The organism is Bordetella ansorpii, assembly GCF_900078315.1.
GTDB classification, from domain to species: domain Bacteria; phylum Pseudomonadota; class Gammaproteobacteria; order Burkholderiales; family Burkholderiaceae_B; genus Bordetella; species Bordetella ansorpii.
This window is the reverse complement of the sequence record NZ_FKBS01000017.1, coordinates 157,783-172,846: the sequence shown is the minus strand read 5'-3', so window position 1 is coordinate 172,846 and position 15,064 is coordinate 157,783. Positions and strand designations below refer to the sequence as shown.

General features: G+C 70.8%; 15 protein-coding genes. 4 read left to right on the top strand and 11 right to left on the bottom strand.

Annotated features, from left to right (window positions below):
* The first annotated feature begins 41 nt into the window (after nt 1-41).
* Nucleotides 42-953, top strand: coding sequence for a ParB N-terminal domain-containing protein (locus A7W11_RS15770; protein ID WP_066416074.1), 912 nt, complete (start codon nt 42-44; stop codon nt 951-953).
* A gap of 21 nt (nt 954-974) precedes the next feature.
* Here A7W11_RS15770 and A7W11_RS15765 read toward each other — a convergent pair whose 3' ends face one another.
* From A7W11_RS15765 to gorA, 8 genes are all read right to left on the bottom strand, one after another.
* The gene (locus tag A7W11_RS15765; RefSeq protein ID WP_066414911.1) at nt 975-1,913 is read right to left on the bottom strand and encodes an AraC family transcriptional regulator; all 939 of its coding nucleotides are present in this window, start codon (nt 1,911-1,913) and stop codon (nt 975-977) included.
* 12 nt (nt 1,914-1,925) lie between these two features.
* Nucleotides 1,926-4,226 (bottom strand): xanthine dehydrogenase family protein molybdopterin-binding subunit, encoded by a 2,301-nt coding sequence (locus tag A7W11_RS15760; protein WP_066414908.1) that lies wholly within the window; start codon nt 4,224-4,226, stop codon nt 1,926-1,928.
* Nucleotides 4,227-4,333: 107 nt separating this feature from the next.
* Nucleotides 4,334-4,792 (bottom strand): (2Fe-2S)-binding protein, encoded by a 459-nt coding sequence (locus tag A7W11_RS15755; RefSeq protein WP_066414905.1) that lies wholly within the window; start codon nt 4,790-4,792, stop codon nt 4,334-4,336.
* A 159-nt stretch (nt 4,793-4,951) separates the two neighbouring features.
* Nucleotides 4,952-5,323 carry an I78 family peptidase inhibitor gene (locus tag A7W11_RS15750; RefSeq protein WP_066414901.1) on the bottom strand — a complete coding sequence of 124 codons (372 nt, stop codon included), beginning with the start codon at nt 5,321-5,323 and terminating at the stop codon, nt 4,952-4,954.
* Between the two features lie 187 nt (nt 5,324-5,510).
* Entirely contained in the window at nt 5,511-6,635 is a 1,125-nt protein-coding gene (locus A7W11_RS15745; RefSeq protein ID WP_066414896.1) for a 3-deoxy-7-phosphoheptulonate synthase, read from the bottom strand.
* A 114-nt stretch (nt 6,636-6,749) separates the two neighbouring features.
* Nucleotides 6,750-7,370: a LysE family translocator gene (locus A7W11_RS15740; protein ID WP_066414893.1), complete on the bottom strand. Its 621-nt coding sequence runs from the start codon at nt 7,368-7,370 to the stop codon at nt 6,750-6,752.
* 37 nt (nt 7,371-7,407) lie between these two features.
* Nucleotides 7,408-8,040, bottom strand: a complete 633-nt coding sequence (locus A7W11_RS15735; RefSeq protein ID WP_066416073.1) for a LysE family translocator — start codon at nt 8,038-8,040, stop codon at nt 7,408-7,410.
* 180 nt (nt 8,041-8,220) lie between these two features.
* Entirely contained in the window at nt 8,221-9,576 is a 1,356-nt protein-coding gene (gorA, locus tag A7W11_RS15730) for a glutathione-disulfide reductase (protein WP_066414892.1), read from the bottom strand.
* A gap of 156 nt (nt 9,577-9,732) precedes the next feature.
* Between gorA and A7W11_RS15725 the strand changes: the two genes are divergently transcribed.
* Entirely contained in the window at nt 9,733-10,035 is a 303-nt protein-coding gene (locus tag A7W11_RS15725) for a hypothetical protein (protein WP_066414891.1), read from the top strand.
* A gap of 28 nt (nt 10,036-10,063) precedes the next feature.
* Complete coding sequence (locus A7W11_RS15720; protein WP_066414889.1) at nt 10,064-10,429, top strand: DUF2784 domain-containing protein; 366 nt, start codon at nt 10,064-10,066, stop codon at nt 10,427-10,429.
* Between the two features lie 26 nt (nt 10,430-10,455).
* Here A7W11_RS15720 and A7W11_RS15715 read toward each other — a convergent pair whose 3' ends face one another.
* Nucleotides 10,456-11,457 (bottom strand): hypothetical protein, encoded by a 1,002-nt coding sequence (locus tag A7W11_RS15715; protein WP_066414885.1) that lies wholly within the window; start codon nt 11,455-11,457, stop codon nt 10,456-10,458.
* A gap of 244 nt (nt 11,458-11,701) precedes the next feature.
* Entirely contained in the window at nt 11,702-13,285 is a 1,584-nt protein-coding gene (gene pdxR, locus A7W11_RS15710; protein WP_066414883.1) for a MocR-like pyridoxine biosynthesis transcription factor PdxR, read from the bottom strand.
* Between the two features lie 107 nt (nt 13,286-13,392).
* On the opposite strand from pdxR, the gene A7W11_RS15705 reads away from it, so the two are divergent.
* On the top strand, nt 13,393-14,103 hold the full coding sequence (locus A7W11_RS15705) for a GNAT family N-acetyltransferase (RefSeq protein WP_066414880.1): 711 nt from the start codon (nt 13,393-13,395) through the stop codon (nt 14,101-14,103).
* Between the two features lie 24 nt (nt 14,104-14,127).
* Here A7W11_RS15705 and A7W11_RS15700 read toward each other — a convergent pair whose 3' ends face one another.
* Nucleotides 14,128-15,060, bottom strand: coding sequence for a DMT family transporter (locus A7W11_RS15700; protein ID WP_066414879.1), 933 nt, complete (start codon nt 15,058-15,060; stop codon nt 14,128-14,130).
* Nucleotides 15,061-15,064 lie beyond the last annotated feature (4 nt).

Here is a 15,064-nt window from a genome sequence, read left to right as displayed (position 1 = left end):
CCCGCGCGTCGTGCGGAACCTACACGATTGATTTGCTGAAGATGACGACGATACGTATCGAAGAAGAACTGCGCGCCTATATCGAGCCGCTGACCCCGGATGAGTACACCACGCTGGAGCGCAGCATCCTGGCAGAGGGCTGCCGCGACGCCCTGGTGCTGTGGGGCGACCTGCTGATCGACGGACACAACCGCTACGAGATCTGCACGAAGCACGGCATCCCGTACCGCACCGTGCAGAACGAGCGCTTTCGCAGCATGGACGACGTGCGGCTGTGGATGATCGAGAATCATCTGGGCCGCCGCAGCGTCTCGGATTTCCAGCGCGGCGTGCTGGTGCTGCGCAAGAAAGAGATCCTCGAGATGCGGGCGCAGGCAGCGCCCGCGGATCCGGCCGGGCAGGCCGCGGAGGTTGCGCAGGCTCCGGTGGGCGACCCGACCGCCCCTTGGGAAGAGAGCGCGGGCGACGGCCCCGCGCCCGTGTCCCATGCCCTGCAGGCCGCCCGCACGGCCGCTGCCGTGCCGGTGCCGTCGCGCCAGGCCATGGCGCGCGAAGCCCGCCTGAGCAGCATCGCGCTGGGGCAGATCGAGAAAATCCGCAAGCAGGCCGCGCCGGAGGTGCTGCGCGCGGTGCAGTCGGGGGGATTGTCGATCAATGCGGCGGCTGCCGTCTCCACCTTGCCCCCCGAGCGCCAGGCCGCGGCGGCGGTGGGCGGCGCCAAGTCGCTGCGCGAGGCCGCGCGCGAAGCCCGCGCCCTGGCCGCCGCGGCGAAGCCCCTGCCGGACCCGCCCGAGTTGCCGCCGTTGCCCGAGAACGCCGAGGAGTATCCGGCGGCGTTGACCAAGCTGGCGCAGCGCGTGGCCGAGCTGACCCAGGAGCGCGACGCGCTGAAGAAGAAGGTGGCGCAACTGACCATTGCGCTGTCGCAGGCGCGGCGGGGCGGCGAGGAATGAGCGGGCTGCCTGCTGCCGCGCCTATACCGCCCGGCGCAACCTGCCCACGTCCCGCAAGGGCGGCGCCCCATACAGCCGGCTGTATTCCCGGCTGAACTGCGAGGCGCTTTCGTATCCCACCCGATGCGCGGCCGTGCCGGCATCCAGCATTTCGGCCAGCATCAGGCGGCGCGCCTCGTGCAGCCGCAACTGCTTCTGATACTGCAGCGGACTCATCGCCGTCAGCGACTTGAAGTGGTGGTGCAGCGAGGAGGCGCTCATGTTCACGCGCTGCGCCAGGTCCTCGATGCGCAACGGCTCGCAATAGTTGCGCTTCAACCAGTCGATGGCGCGCGAGATCTGGCTCATCGCGCCGTGGTTCAACACGATGTGGCACAGGCGCTGGCCCAGCTCGCCCTTGAGCAGGCGATAGTGGATCTCGCGCTCGATCAGCGGCGCCAGTATCGGGATGTCGTCCGGCGTATCCAGCAGGCTGACCAGCCGCAGCAGCGTGGAGATCAGGCCCTGTTCTATCGGTGCGGTGGCCATCCCGCGCGGCGCCTGTCCGCCCTCGGCGCGCGTGGGGGCGCCCAACTGCGTCATCAGGTCGGCGATACGCTGCGTGTCCAGGTCCAGCGTCATCGACAGATACGGCGTGCCGCTGCTGGCCAGGGTGACGCGCGAGGCCACCGGCAGGTCCACCGAGGTCAGCAGATAGCGCTCGGTGGTGTATTCGTGCACCTCGTCGCCCAGTTCGACGCGCTTGGCGCCTTGGGCCAGCACGCCGAGCGCGGGCCGCGCGACGCCGTGCGTTTTCTCGGCCGGCGCCGAGGCGCGATGGAAGGTCAGCCCGGGGATGGGCGTGAGGGACGAGCCATCGGCCTGCATGTGGCGGCCGATCAGGGCCGCCAGTTCCTGGAGGGCGGGCAGCGTGGGCGTGTGGGCGGCGGGTAGCCGCAGGGTGGCCAGTTCGGCGCTCATCGAGCTTTGTCCTTACGCGGCGAGGGCGCCGGTTTCGAGTTCCTGGGGGCGTTTTTCGGAGTCCGCGCCGCGGTGGCTTGCCGTACGGCCAGGCAAGGGGGCGCCGTACGCCTGCTGCCGCGCGACGGCGGGGGCTGCCGGCATGAAAGGCACCACGCCAGGAGCGGGCATGTCCATCTTGGTACTGAAGGGCAGTGTATGCAAGCGTTGCGCGGTGGCGGCATGCAGCGCGTTGCCCACGGCGGGCGCCACGGCGGCGGCGGCGACTGCACCTACGCCGGCAGCGGGGGCCTCTGACGAGGGCACGATATGCATCTCGACCCTCGGCATCTCGTCCATGCGCAGAACGGGGGAGTCGTGGAAACGGTCCTGCTGGGCCTCGCTGTCCGCCCACGAGAGTCCGTGCAGGCAATTCGCCAGGCCGGCGCCAATGGCGCCTTCCAGCTGGGCGCGCAGCACACCGGGGTTGATCGCCACGCCGCAGTCTACCGCGCACACCACGCGGTCGACCTTCAGGGTGCCGCAGGGCCGCACCGTGACCTCGGCCACCAGCGCCATCACGGTGCCGCAGGCGGCATGCAGCGCCACGCCACGGCCGCGCCGGGTGTTCGGGATGGTGCGGGGCAGCGGCCGGCCCCAATCCGCCTGTTGCGCGGCCATCGCCAGCGCGCGGGCATGGCGGGGCTGCCCGGCCAGCAGCCCCGCGCGGTAGGCCACCGGATCGCGTCCGGCGGCCAGGGCGGCCTGGTCTATCAGGGTTTCGGCGGCGAACGCCACGGGGGCCTGGCCGTCGGATCGGTACCAGGCGGGGATGTCGCCGTCTGGCGGCGAGCATTGCTCGACGCGCTGGTGCGGCGCGGCGTAAGGCGGGTCGACGCGAGCCGCGCCCTGCGCCGGGTCGGCCTGACGGGACAGCCCGGCGTGTCGCACATGCCAGGCCAGCGGGGTTCCCGCGGCATCCAGCGCCAGGCGCGCGCGCTGCAGGCGCATGGGCCGGACATGTCCGCCATGCAAGTCGTCTTCCCGCGTCCACGTCAGCTTGATGGGCACGTCCAGTCCCTGACGGCGCGCCGCGCTGGCCAGGGCGACGGCCTCGATCAGGTAGCCGGCCTGCGCGCCCCGGCGCGGGCCGGCGTTGCCGCCCGCATGCAGCGCGGTCACGGTGACGCCGCCGACGGGTACCTTGAGGTAGCGGGCGATCGCCGCCTGGTCGGCGGGGTCGACCGGTTCGCCGTTCCAGATGTCGCAGCGGCGTTCCTCCAGCCTGACCAGGCAACTGAGCGGCTCCATGGCGGCCTGCACGGCCAAGGGTTGGAGGAAATCGGCTTCGATGACGCTTGCCGCACTGGCGAAGGCGGCGTCCACGTCGCCTTCCTGCGTGACGGCCAGGCCCGGCTGGCCGACCGCGGCGCGGTAGCCGTCCAGCGGATCGGCCAGGGCCTGCTCGTGCGGCGAGCCCTCTTGCCATCGCGCCTGCAAGGCGTCGCGGCCCAGGCGCGCGGCCCAGGTGTTCTCGGCCAGCACGGCGACCACGGCGGGATGCTGCGGCGTGGCGGGGATCTCGACCACGGCGCGTACGCCGGCCACGCCCCGGGCGGCCTGTCCGTCGTAGCCGGCCAGCCGGGCGCCCGGGCGAGGCGCACGCGCGGCCACGGCCACCAGCATGCCGGGCAGCTTGAAGTCCTGCGTGAAGACCGCCGTGCCGTTGGTCTTGGCGGGGTTGTCGGCTCGGCCGACGCCTTCCTTGCCGATCAGCTGAAAGTCGGCGGGCGCCTTCAGGACGGGATCCTGCGGCGCGGGCAGGGCGGCGGCGGCCGCGGCCAGGTGGCCGATGCCCGCCTGGCGCTGGCTGTGCGGGTGACGCACGATGCCGTCGCGGATGACGATCTCGCCGGCGGGCACGCGCCATTGCTGCGCGGCGGCCTGCACCAGCATCGCCCGCGCGATGGCGCCGGCGCGGCGGATCGGCAGATACGACTCGGCCATCGAACCGTTGCGTCCGGCGCCGGCCTGGGCGGGCGAGCCCTCCACGCGGACCTGGCGCCAGTCGGCGTCCAGCTCTTCCGCCACCAGCGTGGCCAGCCCGGTGTGCGCGCCCTGGTCGGCATCCAGGTGCTTGGCCAGCACGGTGACCCAGCCGTCCTTGCCGACGCGCACGAAGGCATTCGGCGAGCGGGCGGCGGTCTGCGCGGCCTCGCGCGGGCCGGCCTGGCCGATGTTCAGGCCCAGCACCAGTCCGCCGGCCGCGGGCATGAAGCGGCGGCGGCTGACATTGTGAATCGAGTGTTCCGGCAAGACGACATCGCTGTCCATGCGCGCTCCTTGGGGCAATGGGTGGGGCCGCCACTGGGGCGGCTGGCAGTGCTGTGCTGCTGTGCGGGGACCTGCCTGCCGCGGACCAGGCGCGGTGTGCCGCGGAATCAGTCCAGTGCCGCGGCGGCGTGGTGGATGGCTGCCCGGATGCGCACGTAGGTGGCGCAGCGGCACAGATTGCCGCGCATCGCCTGGTCGATCTGCGCGTCGGAGGGGTGGGGGTGGCGGCGCAGCAAGGAGACCGCCGACATGATCTGGCCGGATTGGCAGAAGCCGCATTGCGCCACGTCCAGTTCGCGCCAGGCGTGCTGCACGGCTTGCCCAACCCTGTCGGCGCCGACGCCTTCGATGGTGACGATGCGCCGGCCGCGCACGGCGGACGTGGGGGTGACGCAGGATTGGATGGGATGGCCGTCCGCGTGGACGGTGCAGGCGCCGCACTGGGCGCCGCCGCAGCCGTACTTGGTGCCGGTCAGGTCCGCGACGTCACGCAGCGCCCAGAGCAGCGGCATTTGCGCGGGCACGTCCAGCGACGTGGTCCTGCCGTTGATATCGAGAGTGAGCATGGCGGATTTCCTGTTCCTGAGGGCCTTTTTCCGGACGGCGGCCAGGGGCCGCGACCGTCCGGGTAGGATAGGAAATCCACGTGTTGCACCGCAATGCCGATTACTGCCTGATTCTTGCCTGATTCTGTCGGGCGGGCATGGGGCAGGGGAAAAGCGGCTTTATCCGCAGCGCAGCGCGTCGATGGCGCCGCTGCCGTTCAGGATGACGTTCAGGCGGCTTTCGTCGTATTCCATCGTCATGACCTGGCCCGGCTTGAGCACGCGGGCGGTCTTGGAGCCGGAACTGTCGAGCAGCGACTTGCCCACGCTGTCGGAGTAGGTCTGGCCCACCATGTTCTGGACCCGCTGGGAATCGCATACCTGCCGGGCGCTGCTGGAGCCTGTGCTGGGGGTGGGGGTATTGCTTGCCGCCGCGCTGGATGCGGATGGGCTGGAGGAAGCGGCGGTCGTGCCGCTCGTGCGCTGCGCGCCGGGGGCGCCGCAAGCGGCCAGACCGGCCAGCAGCGCGACGGAAATCAATTTCCGGATCATGGGGGCTCCTTCGTCGTACCAGGTGAAACCGAATCGTCATGATAGTGGAAGGATGACGGCTCGGCCCTCTGGGACGTCCCCCCCGGGTGTTACGGTTCGCGACGGCGTAAGCGACGGCCGTAAACAGCGCCCGGTGGCCGGCGAGGCCGGCCGCGTGCGCCGCGCCCGTATCCGCCCCGGATGGGTATCAGCCTGCCGCGCCGCGGCGCGCACGCACGGCGGCGGCCAGCTCGTGCAGCACCGGCTCGGTCTGCGTCCAGCCCAGGCAGGCGTCGGTGATGGACACGCCGTGGCGCAGCGGCACGCCCGGCTTCAGGTCCTGGCGGCCGCCTTCCAGGTGGCTCTCGATCATCACGCCGACGATACGGCGGTCGCCCGCCGAAATCTGGCCGGCCAGGTCGCGCGCCACGTCCACCTGGCGCTCGTGCGACTTGTTGGAGTTGGCGTGCGAGCAGTCGACCATGACCTGCGGGGGCAGGCCGGCCTTCTGGAGCGCGGCGCAGCAGGCGTCGATGCTGGCGCGGTCGTAGTTGGTGCCTTGCTTGCCGCCGCGCAGGATGACGTGCGTGTCGTCGTTACCTCGGGTTTCGAAGATGGCGGCCATGCCCATCTTGGTCATGCCCATGAAGGCGTGGCTGGCGCGCGAGGCCACGATGGCGTCGGCCGCTACCTGGATGCCGCCGTCGGTGCCGTTCTTGAAGCCCAGCGGGCAGCTCAGGCCCGAGGCCAACTGGCGGTGGCTCTGGCTTTCGGTGGTGCGTGCACCGATGGCGCCCCAGGCGACCAGGTCGGCGATGAACTGCGGGCTGAGCAGGTCGAGGAATTCGGTGCCCACCGGCAGGCCCAGGCCGCCGATCTCCAGCAGCAGTTCGCGGGCGCGGCGCAGGCCCTCGTTGATGCGGAAGCTGCCGTCCAGGCGCGGATCGTTGATGTAGCCCTTCCAGCCCACAGTGGTGCGGGGCTTCTCGAAGTACACCCGCATCACGATCAGCAGGTCCCGCGACAGGGCCTCGGCCGCCTGCTTCAGGTGGCGCGCGTATTCCATGGCCTGCGCGTGATCGTGAATGGAACAGGGGCCCACCACGGCGATCAGGCGGTCGTCGCGGCCATGCAGCACGTCGGCGATGCGGGCGCGGCCGGCCTCCACCTGCGCCAGCAGCGCGTCGGACACGGGCAGTTCGTCCAGCAGCAGGGCGGGCGAGATCAAGGGACGCACGGCGCCGATGCGCACGTCGTCGATGCGGGTGGTGTCCTGGGTGGCGTCGGCTTGGCCGACTTCGTGGTCGCGGGTGGGATCGTCGATACGGGTCACGGCAATGTCTCCGGCGCGCGGCGCGCGCGCATCGCCGGGATTATCGCATTGCGGGCGCGTGGGACCGGACGGGGTCCTTGCCAGGGACGGGTCATGGGGACCGCGGCCCTTGCCTCAGCGCCTGGCGGCCAACGCCCATAGCCCCGCCACGCTCAGCAGCGAGCCGCCTGCCAGGTGGAAACGACGCTGCGCGCTCGGCGACGCCAGCAGGCGCCTTGCCTGGGCAGCGAAGGCGGCGTACAGCGTGGCGTTGAGCGTGCCCATCGCCACGAACGTCAGCGAGAGCACCCAGAGCTGCGGGGCGGCGGGCGCCTCCGGCCGGATGAACTGCGGCAGGAAGGCGATGAAGAAAATGATGCCCTTGGGATTGAGCGCCGTCACCAGGTAGGTGCTGCCGAACACTTTCCAGCGGGACGCCAGGACGGCCGGTGCCCGCGACTCGATGGGGGCCGCGCCGGCGCGCAGCAGCTTGATGCCCAGATACAGCAGATACAGGCCGCCCACGGTCTTGACGACGGTGAACCAGAACGCCGAGGCGGCCAGCAGCGCGCCCACCCCCAGCAGCGACAGCAACAGGGCGGTGGCGTCGCCGAGCGCCACGCCGGCCACCAGCGGCAGCCGGGCGCGTCTGCCATGGGTGGTGGAATAGCTGATGACGGTCAGAAGGGTCGGCCCCGGAATGACGAGCAGCACGGCCGAGGCGGCCACGAAGGCAAGCCAGGTTTCGAACGACATGGATGTCTCCTTTTCTTGGAAATGATGCCGGGCGGCCTCAACGGCGCGAATCCAGCGCCAGCCGCACCGCCAGGCCGGCCAGCACCGTGCCCATCAGCCAGCGCTGGGTGGCCAGCCACAGGGGGCGGCGCGACAGGAAACCGGCGATGCTGCCCGCGCTGAGGGCGATCATGCCGTTGACGCACACGCTGATGGTGACCTGCGTGAAGCCCAGCGTCAGCGCCTGGCCCAGCACGCTGCCGCGCGAGGGATCGATGAACTGCGGCAACAGCGACACGTAGAACATGGCGATCTTGGGATTGAGCAGGCTGGTGACCAGCCCCATGCCGAACAACTGGCGCACGTTGCTGTGCGGCAGTTGGCGCACCTCGAAGGGCGAATGCCCGCCGCTGCGCACCGCCTGCCAGGCCAGGTAGAGCAGGTAGAGGGCGCCGCCGATGCGCAGGGCGTCGTAGGCATAGGGCACCGACAGCAGCAGGGCGGTCAGGCCGAAGGCCGTGCACAGCACGTAGAACAGGAAGCCCAGCGCCACGCCGCCCAGCGAGACCAGTCCGGCGCGCGGTCCCTGCGACAGCGAGCGCGAGACCAGGTAGATCATGTTGGGGCCGGGCGTGATGACCAGGCCGAAGGCCAGCAGGGCGAAGGTGAGCAGGGTGGTGAGGTCGGGCATGGCGGGCAAGAGCGACGGACGGATAGGCGCGACGATAGCCGCGAACTGTATCGGCCACGGCGACGGATTCTGTTCCGATGGCGCCGCCGCGGCGCTGCCCGCCAGTATGCGCCCGCCCGTGGCGGTTTTGCTGCCGGACGGGAAAGTTGTCCCGGCGCCCAGGCGCCACGCGTTCGCGCCTTAGGCCACCGCCGTGCGCATCGTGACGAACTCCTCGGCCGCCGTGGGATGGATGCCGATGGTCTCGTCGAACACGCGCTTGGTGGCGCCCGCCTTCAGCGCAATGGCGATGCCCTGCACGATCTCGCCCGCGTCCGGCCCGACCATGTGGCAGCCCAGCACGCGGTCGGTGTCGGCGTCCACGACCAGCTTCATCAGGGTCTTCTCCTGCGAGCCGGTCAGCGTCAGCTTCATGGGGCGGAAGCGGCTTTCGAACAGGCGCACCTTGTAGCCGGCCGCCTGCGCGTCTTCCGTCGTCAGGCCCACGGTGCCGATGTTGGGCAGGCTGAACACGGCCGTGGGGATCAGGCTGTAGTCGACCTTGCGGTATTCCTCGGGGCGGAACAGGCGGCGCGCGATGGCCATGCCCTCGGCCAGCGCCACCGGCGTCAGCGGCACGCGGTTGATCACGTCGCCCAGCGCGTAGATGGACGGCTCGGTGGTGCGGTATTCCTCGTCGACCTTGATGAAACCCTGCTCGTCCAGTTCGACGCCGGTGTTCTCCAGGCCCAGGCCGTCGACCATGGCGCGGCGGCCGGTGGCGTAGAACACGCAGTCGGTGTCGATGTGTTCGCCCGTCTTCAGCGTGACGCGCAGCGAGCCGTCTTGCTGGCGGTCGATGCGGGCCGGATCGGCGTTGAAGCGCAGGTCCAGGCCCTTCCTGCGCAGTTCGTCGCGCAGGTGCTCGCGGATGCCGCCGTCGAAGCCGCGCAGGAACAGTTCGCCCCGGTACAGCTGCGTGACCTGCGCGCCCATGCCGTGGAAGATCGAGGCGAATTCGACGGCGATGTAGCCGCCGCCCACCACCGCCACGCGGCGCGGCAGCTCCTTCAGGTAGAAGGCCTCGTTCGAGGTGATGATGTGTTCCTTGCCCGGCAGGTCGGGCACGATGGGCCAGCCGCCGGTGCCGACCAGGATGTTGGCGGCGGTGTGGCGGGCGCCGTTGATCTCTACTGTATGCGGGTCGACGATGCGGGCATGGCCCTCGTGCAGCGCCACGCCGCTGTTGACCAGCAGGTTGCGGTAGATGCCGTTCAGGCGTTCGATCTCGCGGTTCTTGTTGGCGATCAGCGTTGCCCAGTCGAACGAGGGCTTGTCCAGCGTCCAGCCGAAGCCCGGGGCATTGTCGAAGTCGTCGGCGTACGACGAGCCGTAGACCAGCAGCTTCTTGGGCACGCAGCCCACGTTGACGCAGGTGCCGCCCAGGTAGCGGCTCTCGGCGACCGCCACGCGCGCGCCGTAACCGGCCGCGAAGCGCGAGGCGCGCACACCGCCCGAGCCGGCGCCGATGACATACAGGTCGAAATCGAAATCCATGGTGATCCTTCCGGCGCTGCGGCGCCGTGATGCGTGATTGTTCTGCAAAACGTATCAGACTTGCGTATTAAACCCCGTTTCGCCGTGGCCGCTGGTCGGCATGACAGGCCGGATGGGATATAAAGACCGGATTCACGACCGCCTCGACGGAGCAGCATGCAGACGGAAGACAGTTTTTTCGGAACCCTCGGCGCTTTCCTGGGTGGCGCCATCCGCGTCATCGTCGACGCCTTGCAGGCGGTGTTCGGTGGGCTGGGCACGGCCCTGGCCGATTTTTTCGCGGGCATGGCCCGGGCCTTGGGCATGGGACCGTCGGTCTTCAACTTCGCCCTGTTGCTGCTGGGCCTGCTGCTGCTGTGGACGGCGCTGCGGGCCTTCATGCGGCGTTCCATCATCGCCGGCATCTTCTGGCTGTTCCTGGCCCTGCTGCTGCTGGGCGGGCTGATCGGAGGGGGCTGAGGGCGGTCTCGCCCACGGCCCAGGCGTCATGGACTACCGGCTGCTGGCGGACCTGACCCTGGCCGTGCATGCGGCGTTCATCCTGTTCGTGGCGCTGGGCGGCCTGCTGGCGCTGCGCTGGCCCAGGGTGGCCTGGCTGCACCTGCCGGCCGCGGCGTGGGGCGCGGGCATCATGTTCCTGGGCGCGATCTGCCCGCTGACCTACCTGGAAAACCACTTCCGCGTGCTGGCCGGCCAGCAGGGCTACCCGGACGGCTTCATCGCGCATTACCTGCTGGGTTTCGTCTATCCGCAGGGCATCACGCGCAGCGTGCAGGCGGTGCTGGGCGCGCTGGTGGTGGCGGGGAATGCCGTCGTGTATGCCGTGCTGTGGCGCCGGCGGCGCAGAGGGTAGTGGGGCGTGGCGTTGGCTCGCCGCTGCTACGGGCCCGATTGCACCGGCTCGCCGAACAAGGCCGCCTGGCCCTGCGGCGAATTGAACATCCCCTTGCCGCTGTGCCCCACGCCGGGCACGGTCACCACCCGCTGCGCCAGCCCCTGGGGATGCCGCTTCTGCAGATACTGGAAGTAGCTCTGGCCACGCGCCAGCCGGAAAGGCCCCTGCGCCTCGGCCTCGCAACCCTTGTCCAGCGCCGGATGGTCGGGGTCGGTGTCCTTCTCGCCCAGCAGATAGGTGACGCGCCGCTGCGCATAGCGCTGCTCCAGCGCAGCGGCGTCGGCGTGGCCGGCGTAGGGCGGCAGGTGCCGCATGCCGTACTTCCAGGTATCGAAGCCGGGGCAGGATTTCGCATCCACCGCCTGTGGCCGGTCCGCGTTGAAGTAGGCATACGAAGAGGGATTGGCCACCACGTAGCGCAGCGCGATGCCCGCGTCCGCCAGCGCCTGTCCGCCCTGGCCGAGCACCGCATAGCGCTGCACCACCTGGCCGCCGCCCGAATGGCCGGCGATGACGACTTCGCGCAGATTGGGCAGATGCGTCCGGTCGGCCAGGCGGGCCAGGATGGCGTCGAACACGGCGAAGCTGCTCAGCGGCGCGGGGCCTTGCGCGGGCAGGCCGCTCATCCAGCCGCGCGGCGTCCAGCGCAGCAGCGTGTCGGGCAGGTGGTGACGCGCCACGTCGGGCGTGGCCAGGAACTGCGGGGCGATCAGCAGGGTGCTCGATTGGGCGCCGGCCGCGCGGGCAGCCTGCAATCCGGAGTCGAAGTAGGTCCTGGCATTGCGCAGCTTGCCGTGCACGATGATGACGGCGCGCTCGATTTCCGGATGCGGCTGGTCCCAGTCGGCGGACAACTGCAGCGCGGCGGTGCCCTGGCCCTGGGGGCCGTCGATGGCCAGGCGGCCTGGCGCGATACGGCCCACGCCCTCGGCCTGCGCGGCACCCAGGGCGGTGATGAAGAGGGCGCAGCACAGCAGCAGACGCATGATGGATTTCCAGAAATCTGGCGGGCACGGCGCCCGGCATGGCATCGATCTTAGGGCGCTGAAGCTGACAGCGCGCCGTCCCGCGCACGGCCGGAAACGCGCTGAAACCGCGGTGATGCGGGCGTGCCGCGTTCACCGGCCCATTCCCCAAGACTCGCGTGCCGCTCATGCCGGCCGTCCTCCTCAAGGCGAGCCCTTCCTTCTCCGTGACGGAGAATCGCGCCGTGGCTTCGGACCGCGCATGTCATCGCGGCCGGATCAGCGCCGCCAGCTGCTTCACCAGCGCGTCGATGCGCTCGATCGGCGTATTCCCATACCCCAGCACCAGCCCGTTGCCGGCCGTGCCTTCTTCCAGCGCGAACGCCGACAGCGGCGTCGGCGCCATCCCCAGCCGCTGCGCCGCCCGCGCGATCTCCTGGTCAGGATAGCCCGCCGGCAGGCGCAGCGTCAGGTGCAGGCCGCCATGACCGCCGAGCACCTCGTGCTCCACCGGCAGGTGCGCGCTCAGCGCCGCGCGCAAGGCCTGCTGCCGCTGGCGGTACAGGCGCCGCATCCGTCCCAGGTGCCGTGCGAACTGGCCGCTGTCGATGAAGTCGGCCAGGGCCAGCTGGGCATGCCGGTGGCCGCCGCGCAGCAGCTCGCCCAGCGCCGCCTCGGCCTGCCGCGCGATGGCCGGCGGCAGGACGGCAAAGCCCAGCCGCAGCGCGGGAAACAGGGTCTTGCTGAAGGTGCCCACGTACAGCACGGGGGCGTCCGACACCATGCCCTGCATGGCGGCGATGGGTTCGCCGTGATGGCGGAACTCGCTGTCGTAGTCGTCCTCGATGATCCAGGCATCGTGCGCGGCGGCGCGGGCGATCAGGTCGAGCCGCCGCGCGGCGCTCAGTACGGCGCCGGTCGGATACTGGTGCGAAGGACTGGTGTAGATCAGCCGGGGCGGGACGTCGCGCCATAGCGCCGGGTGGGCGGCCAGGCCCTCGGCGTCGACGGGCACCGGCACGATGCGCAGGTCCGCCGCCCGGAAAGCGCTTCTGGCGCCGCGATAGCCGGGATTCTCGATCCAGCCGGTCTCGCCAGGGTCGGCCAGCAACCGCACGCACAGGTTGATGGCTTCCTGCGCGCCGTCGGTGATGACCACCTGGTCGGGCAGGCAGCGTACGCCGCGCGACACGCTCAGGTGGGTGGCGATGGCCGCGCGCAGCGCCGGTTCGCCCGCCGGCGGGCCATAGCCCAGCGTGGCGGTGGGGGCGGCGCGCAAGGCGCGATCCAGCGAACGGCGCCACGCGGCGGCGGGAAAGCGCGACAGGGCGGGGGTGCCCGGTCGCAGCGGCAGACCGCTTTCGCCGGCGGCAAAGGAGGGCGAGAGCTTGGCCACGCGCGCGGCCATGCGCGGCGTCGGGCTGTCGGGCGCAGCCGCCGCGCGGGACGAGAGGCCCGCGCCGGGCGCGGCGACCTCCCGGTCGGCCTGGCGGCCGGCAGAAGCCGCCCAGGGCGGCTGCGCCATTTCCTTCCTGGCGCCTGCCTGCGCGGTCGAGGCCGCCGCTCGTCCGGCTGTGGCCGGCGACGCCGCCAGTTGCGCCACGCGCGTGCCCTGGCGGTCGGCCAGCACATATCCTTCGGCTGCCAGGTGTTCGTAGACGATCAGCACCGTATTGCGCGAGATGCCCAGCTGCGCGGCCAGTTCGCGGGAGGCCGGCAGGCGTGCGCCGGGCGGCAGGCAGCCATCCAGGATGGACGGCTTCAGCCGGTGCAGCAGCTGGCGTTGCAGCGGGCCGCCGGCGGACGCCGGCCGCAATGGCGCATCGAGCAGGGTGGGCGGCGGCGTCATGGCTCTATGATTTGTGGTTGTTGTGGCGCTTCTAACCATGCCACGATGCGCCTATCGTACAGCCATGCCGCCGATCCGCGGCGGCTCATTCAACCCGGAACGCCAGGATGTCCGCACCTTCCTTCAGCAATACCTTCGGCCAACCCATCGGGGCGCCGTTGCCCGACTGGCAGCCGCGCCCGCTGCCGCCGCGTACGCCGATCCAGGGCCGCCTGTGCCGGCTCGAACCGCTGGACGCCGCGCGGCATGCGGAAGACCTGGCCGACGTGTTCGGCCAGGCGCCCGACGGCCGCGCCTGGACCTATCTGTTCAAGGGACCGTTCGCCAACCGCCAAGAGCATCTGGCCTATGTGGCGCAGCAGGCCGCCAGCCAGGACACGCTGCACCACGCCGTGGTCGATCAGGCCACCGGCAAGGTGGTGGGCACGCTGGCGCTGATGCGCATGGATCCGGGCAACGGCGTGATCGAAGTCGGCCACGTGACGTTCTCGCCCAAGTTGCAGCGCACCGCGCTGTCCACCGAGGCGCAATACCTGCTGATGCGCCGCGTGTTCGACGAGCTGGGTTACCGCCGCTACGAATGGAAGTGCGACAGCCTGAACGCGCCGTCGCGGGCCACGGCGCAGCGGCTGGGGTTCCAGTTCGAGGGCATTTTCCGGCAGGCGGTGGTGTACAAGGGGCGTACGCGCGATACCGCGTGGTTCTCGATCATCGACAGCGAATGGCCCGCCCGCCGGGCGGCGTTCGAGCGCTGGCTGGCGCCGGAGAACTTCGACGAGAACGGCGTGCAGCGGCGCCGGCTGGGCGAGATGGCGTGACGGTGTCGCGGGCGCGCCCGCGCCTCAGCGGCCCGGCCGCCTCAGCTTCTCGCTGATCAAGCCCGCGCCGCTGACCAGCAGGATGCCGCCCAGCACCAGCAGGGCGCCCAGGGCGAAGCCCGGGGCAATGGGCTCGTGCAGGATCAGCACGCCGAACGTCACGCCGAACAGCGGCGTGGCGAACGACAGCACCGACAGCCGGGTGGCCAGGTAGCGGCGCAGCAGCCAGAACCAGGTCAGCAGGCTGGCCAGCGCCACTCCCAGGGTCTGGAACGCCATGCTGGCCACGGCCGGTGCGCTCCAGACCGGCGCGGGGTCGCCCGAGGCGGCATGCCAGGCCGTCAGCAGCCCCGCGGCCACCGCCATCTGATAGAACAGCGTCTTGGTCGGCGGCGCTTCGGACAGGGCCGAACCGCGCAGCGCCACGGTGGTGGCGCCCCACGACAGGCCGGCCAGCAAGGCCAGGAAATCGCCCAGCAGCATGTCTGGCGCGGACGGCAGCGCCACGTCGCGCTTGCCCAGGAACGCCACGGCGATGCCGACGAAAGCCAGCAGCACGCCCACCCATTGCAGGGGCAGCAGGCGTTCTTCGGGCAGGCGCAGGTGCAGGCCCAGCGCGGTGAAGATGGGGGCGGTGTACAGGAACACCGCTACGTGCGAGGCCGTGGTGAACCGCAAGGCCAGCGCGATCAGCAGGAATTCCGCCGCGAACAGCAGGCCCACCAGCAGGCCGGCGGGCAGCGTGCCGTCGCGCAACAGGCCCAGGCCTTCGCGGCGCAGCACGACGATGCCCAGCACCACGGCGGCGAACACCGAGCGCAGCCCGATCTGCAGCGTGGGGGTGATGTCCGCCGCCACCAGCTTGATCGCGACCTGCTGGAAGGCCCAGCACACGCACAGCAGCAGCATGATGCCGGTGGCGGTGGTGTCCAGTGGGCGGCGGGTGGCGGGCGGCATGGGA